The organism is Chitinophaga sp. W3I9 (assembly GCF_050434025.1).
GTDB lineage: Bacteria > Bacteroidota > Bacteroidia > Chitinophagales > Chitinophagaceae > Chitinophaga.
In genome coordinates this window covers 4,933,765-4,947,251 of record NZ_JBNPWC010000001.1, presented here as the reverse complement: position 1 = coordinate 4,947,251, position 13,487 = coordinate 4,933,765, and the positions used below count along the sequence as shown (strand labels likewise).

General features: G+C 47.9%; 17 protein-coding genes. 11 read left to right on the top strand and 6 right to left on the bottom strand.

Going from position 1 to position 13,487, the window contains the following annotated elements; translation table 11 throughout:
* Positions 1-29: 29 nt before the first annotated feature.
* From QFZ51_RS20270 to QFZ51_RS20255, 4 genes are all read right to left on the bottom strand, one after another.
* Positions 30-551 carry an SRPBCC family protein gene (locus QFZ51_RS20270; protein ID WP_429048359.1) on the bottom strand — a complete coding sequence of 174 codons (522 nt, stop codon included), beginning with the start codon at positions 549-551 and terminating at the stop codon, positions 30-32.
* Between the two features lie 30 nt (positions 552-581).
* On the bottom strand, positions 582-1,049 hold the full coding sequence (locus QFZ51_RS20265; RefSeq protein WP_429048357.1) for an SRPBCC family protein: 468 nt from the start codon (positions 1,047-1,049) through the stop codon (positions 582-584).
* A 30-nt stretch (positions 1,050-1,079) separates the two neighbouring features.
* Positions 1,080-1,397, bottom strand: a complete 318-nt coding sequence (locus tag QFZ51_RS20260) for an ArsR/SmtB family transcription factor (protein ID WP_429048355.1) — start codon at positions 1,395-1,397, stop codon at positions 1,080-1,082.
* A gap of 154 nt (positions 1,398-1,551) precedes the next feature.
* Complete coding sequence (locus QFZ51_RS20255) at positions 1,552-2,223, bottom strand: hypothetical protein (protein WP_429048353.1); 672 nt, start codon at positions 2,221-2,223, stop codon at positions 1,552-1,554.
* Positions 2,224-2,431: 208 nt separating this feature from the next.
* Between QFZ51_RS20255 and QFZ51_RS20250 the strand changes: the two genes are divergently transcribed.
* On the top strand, positions 2,432-3,031 hold the full coding sequence (locus QFZ51_RS20250) for an FMN-dependent NADH-azoreductase (RefSeq protein ID WP_429048352.1): 600 nt from the start codon (positions 2,432-2,434) through the stop codon (positions 3,029-3,031).
* A 70-nt stretch (positions 3,032-3,101) separates the two neighbouring features.
* Here QFZ51_RS20250 and QFZ51_RS20245 read toward each other — a convergent pair whose 3' ends face one another.
* Positions 3,102-3,578, bottom strand: a complete 477-nt coding sequence (locus QFZ51_RS20245) for an SDR family NAD(P)-dependent oxidoreductase (RefSeq protein WP_429048350.1) — start codon at positions 3,576-3,578, stop codon at positions 3,102-3,104.
* Between the two features lie 13 nt (positions 3,579-3,591).
* Entirely contained in the window at positions 3,592-3,777 is a 186-nt protein-coding gene (locus QFZ51_RS20240) for an alcohol dehydrogenase catalytic domain-containing protein (protein WP_429048348.1), read from the bottom strand.
* A gap of 651 nt (positions 3,778-4,428) precedes the next feature.
* Between QFZ51_RS20240 and QFZ51_RS20235 the strand changes: the two genes are divergently transcribed.
* Genes QFZ51_RS20235 through vgrG form a run of 10 tightly spaced genes read left to right on the top strand, consistent with a single transcriptional unit; the run spans position 4,429 to position 13,434 of the window.
* On the top strand, positions 4,429-5,001 hold the full coding sequence (locus QFZ51_RS20235; protein WP_079472176.1) for a DUF4255 domain-containing protein: 573 nt from the start codon (positions 4,429-4,431) through the stop codon (positions 4,999-5,001).
* 7 nt (positions 5,002-5,008) lie between these two features.
* The gene (locus tag QFZ51_RS20230; protein ID WP_429048347.1) at positions 5,009-6,340 is read left to right on the top strand and encodes a hypothetical protein; all 1,332 of its coding nucleotides are present in this window, start codon (positions 5,009-5,011) and stop codon (positions 6,338-6,340) included.
* A 55-nt stretch (positions 6,341-6,395) separates the two neighbouring features.
* A complete protein-coding gene (locus QFZ51_RS20225; protein ID WP_370910740.1) occupies positions 6,396-7,817 on the top strand; it encodes a phage tail sheath family protein in 1,422 nt (473 codons plus the stop codon).
* Positions 7,818-7,853: 36 nt separating this feature from the next.
* A complete protein-coding gene (locus QFZ51_RS20220; RefSeq protein WP_429048345.1) occupies positions 7,854-8,795 on the top strand; it encodes a hypothetical protein in 942 nt (313 codons plus the stop codon).
* 50 nt (positions 8,796-8,845) lie between these two features.
* On the top strand, positions 8,846-9,760 hold the full coding sequence (locus QFZ51_RS20215) for a hypothetical protein (RefSeq protein WP_429048343.1): 915 nt from the start codon (positions 8,846-8,848) through the stop codon (positions 9,758-9,760).
* A gap of 57 nt (positions 9,761-9,817) precedes the next feature.
* Complete coding sequence (locus tag QFZ51_RS20210; RefSeq protein ID WP_370910743.1) at positions 9,818-10,285, top strand: phage tail protein; 468 nt, start codon at positions 9,818-9,820, stop codon at positions 10,283-10,285.
* A 1-nt stretch (position 10,286) separates the two neighbouring features.
* Positions 10,287-10,787, top strand: a complete 501-nt coding sequence (locus QFZ51_RS20205) for a phage tail protein (RefSeq protein ID WP_370910744.1) — start codon at positions 10,287-10,289, stop codon at positions 10,785-10,787.
* Between the two features lie 3 nt (positions 10,788-10,790).
* Positions 10,791-10,970, top strand: a complete 180-nt coding sequence (locus QFZ51_RS20200; protein WP_429048341.1) for a DUF5908 family protein — start codon at positions 10,791-10,793, stop codon at positions 10,968-10,970.
* Positions 10,967-11,662, top strand: coding sequence for a hypothetical protein (locus QFZ51_RS20195; protein ID WP_429048340.1), 696 nt, complete (start codon positions 10,967-10,969; stop codon positions 11,660-11,662). The genes QFZ51_RS20200 and QFZ51_RS20195 overlap by 4 nt, the downstream gene beginning before the upstream one ends.
* Positions 11,659-13,434, top strand: coding sequence for a type VI secretion system tip protein VgrG (gene vgrG / locus QFZ51_RS20190; RefSeq protein WP_429048339.1), 1,776 nt, complete (start codon positions 11,659-11,661; stop codon positions 13,432-13,434). Before QFZ51_RS20195 ends, vgrG begins: the two co-directional genes overlap by 4 nt.
* The last annotated feature ends 53 nt before the right edge of the window (positions 13,435-13,487 follow it).

Sequence of the window (13,487 nt, the reverse complement as noted above, 5' to 3'; positions counted from 1 at the left end):
TGACAGGTATTGATGGATTACCATCAAATTTACGCCATATCTGCATATAATGCGGCCAGCCTGGTATGTGTGTTCCAGAATGGGGGAGGTGTTACGCCTTCGAGGTTGGCGATTAAAATATCCAGGTGTGTATGCCATCCACCGCCTACGCTGCTGCGGGTTTTAACGTCGTCGGCCAGTTTGCGGTGTGTAAGGGTTAATAATACGCGGTCATCTTTCTCCGCTAATTCCATTGTAACTTCCGATCCGCCTTCCCAGGTAAACGCCAGCAGGCGTGGCGATTCTACCTTTAATACCGTGCCTGTGAAATGATGACCATCTTTCATGTCGCGGTATTTTTCAGGAATATTATCCGGAAGCGGACTAAGTTCCTGGTGGAGGAAATGCAAATGAACTTTGCCTCCTTCAAATAACTCCATTTCGCCGCTGGCAAGCCATTTGCCGCGTTTTTCGGATTCGGTGAGATAGGCCCATACTTTTTCAATGGGACCGGGCAAATTGCGCTCAAAGCGAATGGTGCCGGGAGAGAGGATCTGTCCTGTTTTTTCCATGTCCTTTAGTTTAAAAGGTTGATAGTTATTTTAGTGTGCTGCCACACCTTTTGGAAATTTGTCTGCTATGAGGTTCAGGTTAATATTGTGTTCGAGGTAAGCTTTCAGGCCATCGAGCACGGTGGTGAAGCCGCCGGTGCTGCCATTGATTTCACGCAGCAGCTCATCGCCGGTTTTATCAAAGCCATAATTCTTAATCACAACGTAAGTCGAATGATCATCTACCGCCTGAAAGTTGAAGTCGATCGTGGTTGCCGGCTCATTCCAGGTTACCGTTATCTTTTTGTTAGGTATGATCTCTTTTACGTTTACTTTAGAAGACACCTGGTACATCTCCCATTCCCAGGTCACCGTTTTCCCCACCGCTAATTTGTCGCTGCCTTTTGTAAACCAGAAGTGCTTCGTAACATCAGGGTCAATAAAGGCATTAAATACCGTTGATACCGGTTTGCGTATCAGCATCTGGGCTTCTACCCAGGGTGTTTCATTGCTTGCCATCGTGTATCGTTTTTTATGATGAATAAACAGCTAGGATCCTGGTTCGTTTAATAGTTGCTCCAGCGTGTCGAGCCGGCTTGTCCAGAAACGGCGGTATTGTTCCGCCCACTGTGCTACTTCTTCCAATGCTTCAAAGCTCGCCGTGCAATGCCTTTCTCTTCCCTGTTTTACAATGATCACCAGTCCGCATTCCGTGAGGATGCGCATGTGCTTTGATATGGCCGGCTGGCTCATGTTAAAGTTGTCTGCCACCGTGTTGAGGGTGAGCGTTTGCTGTGCCAGCAGGCCTATGATGGCGCGCCTTGTAGGGTCTGCGATCGCCTGGAACACGTCTCTTCTCGCTTTCATTCCTTATAATTAAAATACTAAACCATTTGGTTTAGTAAAAGTATATATAACCATTTGGTTTAGCAAATATTTTTTTGGGGGAAGGGTAAGGGCATAAAAAAAGGTGGCTTTACCAGCCACCTTCCATTTTTTAGTTGTGTTTATTTTATTGTTGTCAGAAATGCCCTAGTGTATGCAGGAATGTACTGCGTCCGCCACTTTCAGGAAGCGCTTTCTCCGCCACTTTCGGCGAAGTGCCATCTTCATCATAACCGATACGGCCGGAGCCTTCGGGAATAAAAATACCGGTTCCACCAAGACTGTTATCTACATTGATAATCGCTACCCGCACGTTTTTCAGGTCCTGGCCTTCTTTGGTGCCCGTGAAAATAAGGGCGAATACAGCGGAGTAAGTACCAATGGTGGCTTTCACTTTGCCATATACTGTAAAGTTGTTACCGGAGCCGGAAACAGCAGTGGCAATACTGGTGTCGGCGTAGCTGATGAAATTTTTACCGATCAGCTTAATGCTGTAATCTGTTGTACTTTGTTCCGAAAGAGATACCAGCCCATCTCTGAAATATGTTCCGGGACGGTCGCCCGCAATATTACTGGTATCCAGTTTATGCGGTGCAATCTTGTAGCTGCCTTCTACATTGGGAGGGTTCACGCCCTGGTGAATATCCAGTCCCATCAGTTTTAAAGTGTCAAGATATTTCTGCGGAATGATGTCCGCAATTTTCTTTGTCAGGATTTCTTCATTGCTGGGGCCTTTTGCTTTATCGTCTTTACTGCAGGAAAACAAAACAATGGAAATCAGAAAGCTGAAAATAAGTGTACGTTTCATAATTAAGAAGATGGTTCCACCGCAAAATTACCCTACACCTGTTTATGTTTATATACCCGGAACCAGGTATTTTTTAATTCGTGGTAAATGGGTAAGCCCCCGCTTCACCAGTAACCCAAAGGTTAGTGGTAACCTTTAGCATACTCCGGGTAAAGCGAATGTAAAGATGGATAGTTTTGCAATATCAATATCAGCAAAAAATAACGACATGAAAAAGATACTGGAAATAATTTCGAGCGCACGGGGTAGTGCTTCCAACAGCACCCAACTGACCAACACCATCATTGAAAAATTAAAAGCGCAGTATCCCGGCAGCACGGTTACACAACGGGATCTTGTACAGAAAAAGTATCCGCACCTGGAAGAGTCGCACCTCACTGCATTTTTCGCTCCTCCGGAAAACGAAAGCGAAGCATATAAGACGGCCATACAGCATTCTAATGAAGCCATTGCAGAGTTGGAAGCAGCAGATATCATCGTGATAGGGGTGCCTATCTATAATTTTCATATCCCTTCTGCGCTGAAAGCCTGGATTGATCACGTTGTGCGCGCAGGCAAAACATTCAGTTATGGTAACGGGCAACCTGAAGGACTGTTAAAAAATAAAAAGGTATACCTGGCCATCGCATCCGGTGGAGTATACTCAGAAGGGCCGATGAAGGCGATGGATTTTGCAGAACCGTATCTCAAATGGATCTTTGGATTTATTGGAGTGCATGATGTCACCACCTTCCGTGTGGAAGGCGTGAGTTCGCCGACGCTGCGCGAAACTGCCTTACAGAAAGGACAGGAGAGTGTGGTTGTCTGAAAATAATAAAAAAGCGGCCGGAAGTGATCTCATCTGCCGGCCGTTTTTATTTCCCATATGCTAACTCTGCTTACGGGTTCATTCTTTTGAACATCCCCTGTATCTCAACCGGTGTTGCTTTCGACAGCATTTCACTATATCCAAACGTCAGTTCATTTTTGCCTTCTTCCAGTTGTTGAAATATTGCCTTAATAAAATCAGCTACAGAAGGATGCTCGCTGTGCAACCCTTTACCACCCAGGTCAGTGTTGAGCGCAGGAGGGATCAGTTCAATGATCTCTATATTGCGTGCTTTCAGCAAATGCCTCAGTGAAATAGTAAACGAATGGAAAAAAGCTTTGGTAGCGCAATAAACGGGCACTTTGGTGAGTGGTACAAATGCCAGCCCGGAAGTTACATTGATAACGGTATCCAACGATTGGAGCCCGGCAAAGAGAGAGACCAGATGTAACGGCGCCAGCACATTTATTTGAATTTCATTCCTTGCTTTATCATAAAAGTCCTTGTCTGAAATATCCATCTTATAAGCTTCCTTATAATCTGCCATTGGATAAGTTTTACTAATGTAAACATCCATCCCTTTTATTACCTCCAATTGTTCCGGAGAAGTCACAGCCCACAGACTTCGGGAACTTTTTCCCGGTCACCACTTTAACTTCACCCATAATGATCTTCCAGTCGGGCGGATTAATACCAACAGCCTTTACTTTAACCAGTATTTGTTCCTTACCGATAATGGAGCTCACCCTTTTTTAAATGAACCGGTTTAAACAGTTGGAGAAAGTGTTCATACTCCTCCCTGGATATTTTGACATAGGAGCAGATATGTGTATAAAGTATATCGGTATTCATTTTAATTAAGATTTATAAAACACTTTGTATCCGAAGCTACCGCAAGTATCTTTCCGGGAACTTATTACCGGTTGTAATCAGAAATAATGGTAAATGAAACAGGAATATGTATAAGCACCTGCCTTTTTTTGAGGCCGGAATTTGTGTTATGTGAAAATTACGTATTTATACGTAGGGTATGGTAAATAGGAATCATAACTTAACTGAAGTTGAAGTGCCGGAATAATTTTCCTGTAATGCTTTGTGGTGGCTTGTTTAATATGAATGGTAAATGTAGTTTACCGGCAACCTGGAAGCGTATTTCCCGCAGGGGGATATTTTAAAAAAGAATAATTTAGGGAGATGATTGAAGATGCTTGCTGGTATTGTGTTCTGTGGTGTGTTGCCGCAAAATACAGTTGCGTGAAAATTACATCTTAAAAAAATATTTATTTCCCAATTAAAAAATGTTCTTTAACTTAGTTAACAAGAACGTTTTGAAAGACATAGAAGAGACAGGTAATTGAAACCCCAAATTTACTGAACCCCAAATCCCCTCGTCATTCGTGATAAGTAACGCGCTTACATTGATACGTGATCATTTGCAGGCATTCTTTGCGCTCAGAGGATTCCCTGCCAATAGTGTGATCGTTGAAAACATTGGTTTGCTGGAAACAACGCATGCCAATAACTTCAATGGTAATGTTATTATCTCCCTTGTAAATGTAGAAGAGGAGAGTACCCTTAAAAACAGCAAGGCGTATACCACGTGGCCGGATAACCGCGCCCGGTACCAGCACCCGCCGGTGTACCTCAACCTGTACGTGCTGTTCACCGCCGTGCTTTTTGGAGACGCCACGCACGACTACTACGAAGAAGCGCTGCACCGGTTGTCGGCAGTAATCAGTTTTTTCCAGGCACAGAAGACTTTCAAGAATGCTGATGGCTCGCTGGACCTCACCCTGGAATTGTACACACTAACATTCGAACAGATTAACCATCTCTGGGCATCGCTCGGCGGACGCCAGGTCCCCTTTGTGATGTATAAGGTAAGACTCGTTGCTATCACGGAAAATGCTGTACTCAGAGTAGTACCGCTGATAGAGGAAATAGAAGACACACAACACCCTACTTCTTAAAGTTTTTATGTCTGTTATTTACAAGATATTGTTTGAAGTGCAGTTGCTGCACGAATACTATCTGCAAAACAGTAAAGGAATTTCCTTTTTTGAGCAGGCCACCGATCAGCAACGTGCAGATTTCCTGATGGAAAAGCTGCGGCAGGACCAGTACCGGTTACTGCGCGACTGGGACATTCAGCCCCTGCCGGCTACCGCCGTACTGATGAAAAACTATCACCTCCGGTTACTGCCTACTGCTACAGGTTTCAAAGGAGCCATAGAAGTGAAGAAGGTGATGCAGGGAACCACACTCGCATACACGCCCTTTGTGCCAATCCCCCCGGATACGGCCTTCCGGTTTGCGTTGGTGCCCCGGAGTGCAGGCGCACTGGCCTTTACCAGCATGCGGATGCGCCGTGCGCTGCCAGCGCAATACTATTTCTCCAACGATAACACCGATAACACTAAAACATTTCCATCGCTCTCTGTTCCGGTTCCGGTAAATGATAATACCCGGCAATATGAACAGGGAGAACTCGCCAGGGTAGGCGCCGATATATCCGAGTATCTCAACAAACCGGGTACACCCGCCAATGATCCTTCGCAATGGCGCAAAATTAAAGGCAGCGGATTTGTACATGAAGGCGACCGGCTGTTATTGCCTTTCTCCTTCCAGTATTTCTTTCCGCCCGCCGCACCGGTGACCGCCGGAACCGCCGTGCTGGAGAGCATTGCAGGTAATCCTTCTTTGCAGCAATCCTTTACTTCCACCAGTATTTTATCACAGGTGAAACTCGATTTCTCCGGGCCGCTGCCGGATAAAACCCTGCTCCCTGATGGCTGGTATAACCTCAAAGTAACAGGCAGCAATAACTTCGCTGCGCAGCACCTGGTATATGTGAGTAGAAATGACCTGTACAGGGCAGGCAATATCGGGGTGGTGGATCTTCTCGTAAATACCACCGGTGGCGACTTTGCCATGCTGGACGCCGATGGTACCCTCAAAACAAAACTGCAACAGAACGGTACAAAAATTCCCCATACGATTTACGAATTGCGCTTTAAAAGCAGGAATTCCTATTGGCGCTATTCCCCCCAATACGGGCAAACGCTGGTGTTCAGTAACCATGCCAACACACTGCTCTCCGTAGCAGACGACAACGGCGCACGCACCACCAAGGAGCCCTGGCCGTTTTCATTCAATAACCGGTTGTTCCCCGTTACAGAAAACAATATTACTAACTACGAACAACTGTTACCCAATCCAAGGGGACTTTCCATCACCAGTGATGCCGATCAGCGGCTGTACGCGGATGTGGTAGTGCTGCTCTCAAAAATATTTCCGCAAGGGCCTTAAGTTCAGCGTATGATCTATTCAAACAACAATTAAAAACAGTTAAAACCCCAAACATATGGCAGAATATAAAACTCCCGGCGTCTACATCGAGGAGATCGTAAAATTTCCCCCCTCCATAGCCTCTGTTGAAACAGCTATTCCGGCTTTCATCGGCTATACGGAATCTGCTCAGAACAAAGTGCCAGGCGATCTGGTGATGGTTCCTACACGTATCACTTCCATGCTCGACTACAACCGTATCTTCGGTGGCCCGCAGCAGGAAGAAGAAAGTATTACGGTGAACATCGACAGCTCCCAGCCACAGGCAGTGATCAAAGCAGTGATAGATCCGTTAAAAGCATCCAAATACCTGATGGCTTACCAGCTGCAAATGTTTTTCAACAACGGCGGCGGCCCTTGCTACATTGTTTCCACAGGCGATTACAGCACCGGTGGCGTGATTTCCCTTACCACGCTCACCGACGGACTGAATGCCGTGGAAAAGATTGATGAAGTAACGCTCATCCTCTTCCCCGATGCCATCAACCTCACAGATGCCGCTTCCTATTACACGCTGCATAAGTCGGCATTGGATCAGTGCAGCCTGCTGAAAGACCGATTCACCGTTTTTGATATATGGATGGACCCCGCCATAGGCCCTGCTGAAAGCATCATCGATCATAACGTTACCCTGTTCAGGGACGCTGGTTTTGGTGAGATAGAAACCAAAAAATATGGCGCCGTTTATTTTCCGCGCGTGAACACCCAGCTGTCCTACGCATACGACGAAGCTACGGTACAGGTGGTGCAAACCGGCGGCGATGGCTCTCTCAACGGTACCCTCGCGGCATTGAAAGGAATCAACAATGCTTATTACTACCAGGCATTAAATGCCATTACACAGATAAGAATGCTGCTGCCATCATCTGCTGCGGTAGTAGGTAAATACGCTGAAACAGACAACAGCCGCGGCGTATGGAAAGCCCCTGCCAACATCGGCATTGATTACGCCGTAAGCCCTGAAGTGATTGTTACCAAACGCGAACAGGACGACCTGAACGTGGATGTACGCGACGGTAAATCCGTTAACGTGATCCGGTTCTTCCCCGGCCGCGGTCCTGCGATCATCTGGGGCGCCCGCACACTGGCAGGTAACGACAACGAATGGCGCTACATCTCCGTTCGCCGCTTCTTTAACATGGTAGAAGAATCTGTGAAAAATGCCACCCAGCAGTTTGTGTTTGAACCAAACGACCTGAACACCTGGGTACGCGTAAAATCTATGATAGAAAACTACCTCACACAGCAATGGAAGGCCGGCGCATTAATGGGCACCACCACCAGGGAAGCCTATTTTGTAAAGGTTGGACTTGGTGAAACCATGACAGAGCTGGATGTATGGGAAGGACGTATGATCGTTGAGATAGGAATGGCAGTGGTACGCCCTGCAGAATTCATCATCCTGCGCTTCAGCCACAAAATGCTGCAGGAATCTTAATCCTTTTACATTCAGACCAAATAAACTGAATACTGTATGAACACAATGAACCCCACGACATCAACGGCCAGCAATGGCTGCGGTGACTCCACCAATAAAACCCAGCAATACATCGATAACAACAAACGCGGGATCTGCAGCGCCTTCTCAGATTCGCTGAATGTATTGCGTATGCGGGAGGGCGAGTACAAAGGCAATAAGCCGGTGTACAAATACAAACAGTGTTTCTTTATCAAAGCAGAAGAAACCTGGCGCTTTTACCGCTCCATCGACCTGTGCGCCACATTACCCGCCCAGAAAGACGCAGACCTGATAAAAGAAAAACTGAGCAAGGCAAACGACGTGAATAAAGCCATTGCCGCCGCTCTCGCCATTGTTGCCAAAAATATCCAGGATGCCAAGCAAAAGTTTGCCCTGCTGAGTGAAGCAGCCCATAAGCTGAACAACAAAGCAGAAGACAACTGCAACAAAGCACAGCGTGCGGCACTGGGTAAACTGAAAGCCGGCAGCAAGGATTTCAAAACCTGCTTCGATAACATCGTAGACGGTTCACAGGAAATGTACGCCTCTGAAGGCGGTTGCGGCGACGGCGAAACCGTTAGCATCAACAAGCTGCACTGCGCCATTGGCGACGTTTCCGGCATACAATCGTTTACCAGCCTGGAAAACGTGATCGCCCTGCACAAAGATCTCGCAGATGCAATCAAAACCTTCCGGGATGATGTACTGCAGAATATCAAAACAGGAGAGGAAGATCAGAAGAAAACCTACGGCGAACTGGGCGATGCAAAGATCCAGAAAGTAACAATCCGCGAAACACTCTGGTCGGCCAGAACCCAGACACAGGGAATCGACGATATCCGCGAATTCCTTTGCACACTGCCCTGCGGCGATTTACCTACTATCAAATCCATCTGCGAACAGGCACAGGGGAATTACTGCAACAGCAACGGCAATGGCGGACACTGTGATGACTGATTCCCATCCCGCAGAAAATAAATATTCCTGATCACAAAAAAATATTCACCATGAATTGCGATAAAGTGTATGACCCCTTTATAGAAAGTGAAGACTCCTGTTGCGCTACCATCCCCGGCAGCAACGAAACGGAGTGCGGCTGTGTGGATGACTGGAAAAAAGAACTGAAAGCAAAAGGCAGCCTGTATCAGCAGAAAGCAGCCGAAGCCGCCAAGAAAAAAGAAGAACTCGCCCGCGCACTCGACTGGCGCAATAAAGTAAAGCTCTACTTCGATAACGTACAGAAAAGTGCCGAGAAAGCAGACGCCATCACCAGCAAAGTAAAAGTAGTGCTGGACATCCTGGAAAAACTCTGCAAAAGCACCGGCTTCTCTGTAACCGCCATCGAAATCTTCTTCTGTATGACCAAAGAGTTATATACAAAAGTGGATGAAGTAGCAGCCTGCTACAATAATATTTCCAAAGCCATCGACTGCTCCAACGACCAGGTGCTGAAAAAAGGCGGTATCACCGACGCCTGGGTAGACTATGGCAAAAAACTCCAGGACGTGATCACCATCGGCAATGATATTTTCAATAATATCGTGATTGCCCTGAAAGCGGCTACCATCCTCGATGAAACGATCTGCGAAAAGGACTACGGCATCAAGTCGGCCATCGCTGGTATCGGCTGCATCTTTAATCCTCCCGCCAACGGTAATTCAGGCAACGGTGGTATCAAAGCCGGGGAAGATGACAGCATGGAAATATGCTGCACCGACAAACTGGTATGCCCCGTATTCCCGCTCAAAAATGATCATTACTATACGCTTACTGAAAAGCATCTTACCAATGCGGATACCCGGCTGGCGGCCATTAAACCGGAATACGATAAAGTAAGCCAGGAAGCAAACCGCCTGCAGGCATGTACGGATAGTCTTACCAAAGCTATCAAACAGGCCCAGGAAGCCAAAGCCTGTAAATAACGGCGCCTGACCAATAAGCACTGTTCAAATTTTTATCATCTTTTTAAATTTAAAGATATGCCCGCAAAAGGAACATACCCGTTACCCAAATTTCATTTCCTGGTAGAATGGGGAAAAGACGTACGCCTTGGATTCACTGAAGTTTCCGGCCTCGACTTTGAAACAGAAGTGATCGAATACCGGGAAGGTAACAGCAAGAAATACAATAAAAGCAAACAGCCAGGGCTTACCAAGTATGCCAATATCAGCCTGAAACGCGGCATATTTGAAGGCGACTACGACTTCTACAAAGCCTGGCGCGAAACCTACTATTTCCAGGAAGGCAACAAAGCCGGTAGCAAATACCGCCGCGATGTAACCATCAAACTGCTCAATGAAAGCCATGAGCCGGTGATCACCTGGAAAGTACTGAACGCATGGCCTTCTAAAATAACTTCCACTGATCTGAAAGCCGACGCGAACGAAGTAGCCATTGAAACAATGGAACTGGTGCACGAAGGGCTGGAGATCATGAACGTAGACTAACATGGCACAAGCAGTGATAAAGCCCGATAACTTCTGGCAAACGGTAGGCTTCCATTTCTCTGTCACCTTTTTTGGATTACCCAAAAACAGCGGTGGCAAAGATTCCGGTTCGGATCTCGATATCCGCTTTCAGAGCGTCACTGGCCTGGAAGCCAGCATCGGTACCGAACAGGTAAAGGAAGGCGGGGAGAACAGGTTTGAGCACAACATCCCCGTACGGCGCACCTATTCGCCGCTGATACTGAAAAGGGGACTGCTCCGGCCGGATGATTCTTCCTTGTCGGCCTGGTGCCGCAGGGCGCTGGAAGACCAGCAGATCAAGCCTTTGCAACTGGTAAAGGTGGCGCTGCTGGATGAGGAACACAACATCCTCATGTACTGGAACCTCGCCTGGGTATGGCCCCGCAGCTGGAAGCTGGGAGAGTTACACGCAGAACGCAGCGAAGTGCTGATAGAAACACTGGAACTGAACTATAACCGGTTTGAATTTAAAAACAGCTGAGTCATGCCCATAGAAATCCGTGAACTGATCATCAAGGCTGAAGTAGCGCCGGATAACGCCTCTGGCGGATCGGCAGGCAGCAATACCACCGCGGCCGGCGATGGCAGCCATGCAACAGAAGCCATGATCGCGTTGTGCGTGGAAAAAGTATTACAGGCACTGAAAGAAAAAAATGAACGATGACAGACGCAAAAGTGGAAAAGATCTACATCCTCACGTATTCCGACAGGTTGCAGCAGCAACTGGATAACAACCACAAATTTACCGTCCCGGTAAATGCGGAAACTTATACCCGGTCGCTGAAGGTAGACTATGACATCCGCCGTGAGCCAGGCAGCCAGAAAACGGAAGCGCGTTTTATTTCTACCATCCCGGAAGAGCTGAAGCTCGACTTTGTACTCGACGGTACCAACACCATAGAAGGATACGGTTATCCCGGTATGGATGTACAGGCGCAGGTAAAGCTGCTGCTGGATACCGTGTACTACATGGATGGGGAAACACACCGGCCACGTTTTCTGAAAGTATTCTGGGGCAAACAGATCGCATTTCCCTGCGTCATGTCCAACCTCGACCTGAACTACGTGTTGTTTAATGCAGACGGAAGCCCGCTCCGGGTAAAAGTCAGCGCTACCTTTCTCAACTACCGCGCAAGGGAAGCTAATGAAAGGGAGCAAAGCAAAGCTTCGCCTGATCTTACACACCACCGCGTTTTTAAACAGGGCGACCGGCTGGATCTTTTCAGTTTTAAAATCTACCAGGAACCTAAGTACATGTTACAGGTAGCCCGGCAAAATAACCTCACCTCTTTCAAAAGAGTACCGGTTGGCAAAGAGATCTATTTCCCTCCATTCGATAAAAGTGAAGTATCATGAACGAAACAGGAATACCCAATACTTCTGCACATGATGTAGCGAGTTACAACATCCTGTTGAACGGTACCACACCGCTGAATCCCGTGTACGAGGTACTTTCGCTCACACTTACACAGGTGGTGAATAAAATTCCGATGGCAAAGATCGTGTTACGAGATGGCGCCGCCGCCGACCAGGACTTTGCTATCAGCAACACCGGCGACCTGCTGCCCGGTACCAAACTCACCATCAAAATCGGCCGCGATGGCTCCAATAAAGTATTATTCAAAGGCGTCATCGTACATCAGGGCATCAAATTCCGCCAGGATGGCAACCCCGTGCTCACGGTGGAATGCCGCGATGAAACCGTGAAAATGGCCATCGGCAGGCATAGCCGGTACTATGAAAAAGTAAAGGACAGCGAGGTGATAGAACAGCTCATCAGAGGATACAGCAGTTTAAGCGCAGACGTGGAGGCAACAACTGTTCAGCACAAAGAACTGGTACAGCACCACAGCACCGACTGGGACTTCCTCCTGCTTCGCGCAGAAGCCAATGGCAAACTGGTGATCGCCGACCAGGGAAAAGTAAAGGTAAAGAAACCGGATACCACTGCATCGGCTGTATTACAGCTCACCTATGGCGCCTCCCTGATGGAACTGGAAGCAGAAATGGATGCCCGCTACCAATGGAGTTCCGTACACGCCAGCGCCTGGGACTACACCGGCCAGCAGTTATACGAGGCAGAAACTTCTTCGGCCGATTATACAGAGCAGGGCAATGTTTCCGGCAGCACACTGGCAGACGTGATCGGGTTGCAACACTATGAACTGGCACACAGCGGCCGCCGTGCAGCGGAGGAACTGCAGCAGCTCACCAATGCCGCCATGCTGAAAAGCAGGCTGGCAAAGATCCGCGGCAGGGCAAAGTTCCTCGGCTTCTCTGGCGTGGCCCCCGGCGATATGGTTACGCTCCAGGGCATCGGCAACCGGTATAACGGCAACGCTTTTGTAACCGGTGTGCGGCATGAAGTAGCACACGGCAGCTGGGACACTCATATCCAGTTCGGACTGGAACCCGACTGGCTCGCGGAAGCTTATAAAGATATTTCAGATATTCCCGCAGCAGGAATGCTGCCCGCTATCCACGGCCTCCAGATCGGGAAAGTGGTACAGCTTCAGAATGATCCCGACGGCGAACACCGCATCCTGGTAAAGATACCGGTGATAGACAACGCCGCCCGCGGCATCTGGGTAAGAGTCGCCAGCCTCGATGCAGGGAATAACCGCGGCGCTTTCTTCCGCCCGGAAATTGACGATGAAGTGATCGTGGGCTTTATCAACGATGATCCCCGTGACGCTATTGTGCTGGGAATGCTTAACAGCAGTGCAAAACCGGCACCCATCACCGCGCAGGACGCCAATGATGAAAAAGGATTTGTGACAAGAAGCGGCATGCGTATTCACTTCAACGACAGTACGAAAACAATCACTATAGATACCCCCGCAGGAAATAGTATTACGATCGATGAAGCGAGTACCAGCATCAAATTGAAAGACCAGAACAGCAACACGGTCACGATGGATACTTCCGGTATCAAACTGGAAAGCCCCATGAACGTGGAGTTGAAAGCAGGCGTAAACCTGGTGCTGTCGGCCGGCGCGGCCTTGTCGATAGGAGGCGCCAGCATTTCCGCAGCAGCAGATGGCGCAGTGGAATTGAAAGGAGCGATCGCAAAATTATCTTCCCAGGGTATCACAGAAATAACAGGTTCTTTAGTAAAAATAAATTAACCGGCAAACCCCAAAATGAACAACAATTGCCGGTCACTTAAATTGTTAATCTC

Bases quoted from the DNA above. Each gene is read 5' to 3' on its own strand.
- QFZ51_RS20195 (WP_429048340.1), top strand. From the start codon at position 10,967: ATGACAGACGCAAAAGTGGAAAAGATCTACATCCTCACGTATTCCGAC.
- QFZ51_RS20260 (WP_429048355.1), bottom strand. From the start codon at position 1,397: ATGAAAGCGAGAAGAGACGTGTTCCAGGCGATCGCAGACCCTACAAGG.
- QFZ51_RS20220 (WP_429048345.1), top strand. From the start codon at position 7,854: ATGAACACAATGAACCCCACGACATCAACGGCCAGCAATGGCTGCGGT.
- QFZ51_RS20245 (WP_429048350.1), bottom strand. From the start codon at position 3,578: ATGGCAGATTATAAGGAAGCTTATAAGATGGATATTTCAGACAAGGAC.
- QFZ51_RS20230 (WP_429048347.1), top strand. From the start codon at position 5,009: ATGTCTGTTATTTACAAGATATTGTTTGAAGTGCAGTTGCTGCACGAA.
- QFZ51_RS20200 (WP_429048341.1), top strand. From the start codon at position 10,791: ATGCCCATAGAAATCCGTGAACTGATCATCAAGGCTGAAGTAGCGCCG.
- QFZ51_RS20270 (WP_429048359.1), bottom strand. From the start codon at position 551: ATGGAAAAAACAGGACAGATCCTCTCTCCCGGCACCATTCGCTTTGAG.
- QFZ51_RS20265 (WP_429048357.1), bottom strand. From the start codon at position 1,049: ATGGCAAGCAATGAAACACCCTGGGTAGAAGCCCAGATGCTGATACGC.
- QFZ51_RS20225 (WP_370910740.1), top strand. From the start codon at position 6,396: ATGGCAGAATATAAAACTCCCGGCGTCTACATCGAGGAGATCGTAAAA.
- QFZ51_RS20250 (WP_429048352.1), top strand. From the start codon at position 2,432: ATGAAAAAGATACTGGAAATAATTTCGAGCGCACGGGGTAGTGCTTCC.
- QFZ51_RS20210 (WP_370910743.1), top strand. From the start codon at position 9,818: ATGCCCGCAAAAGGAACATACCCGTTACCCAAATTTCATTTCCTGGTA.
- QFZ51_RS20255 (WP_429048353.1), bottom strand. From the start codon at position 2,223: ATGAAACGTACACTTATTTTCAGCTTTCTGATTTCCATTGTTTTGTTT.
- QFZ51_RS20215 (WP_429048343.1), top strand. From the start codon at position 8,846: ATGAATTGCGATAAAGTGTATGACCCCTTTATAGAAAGTGAAGACTCC.
- vgrG (WP_429048339.1), top strand. From the start codon at position 11,659: ATGAACGAAACAGGAATACCCAATACTTCTGCACATGATGTAGCGAGT.
- QFZ51_RS20205 (WP_370910744.1), top strand. From the start codon at position 10,287: ATGGCACAAGCAGTGATAAAGCCCGATAACTTCTGGCAAACGGTAGGC.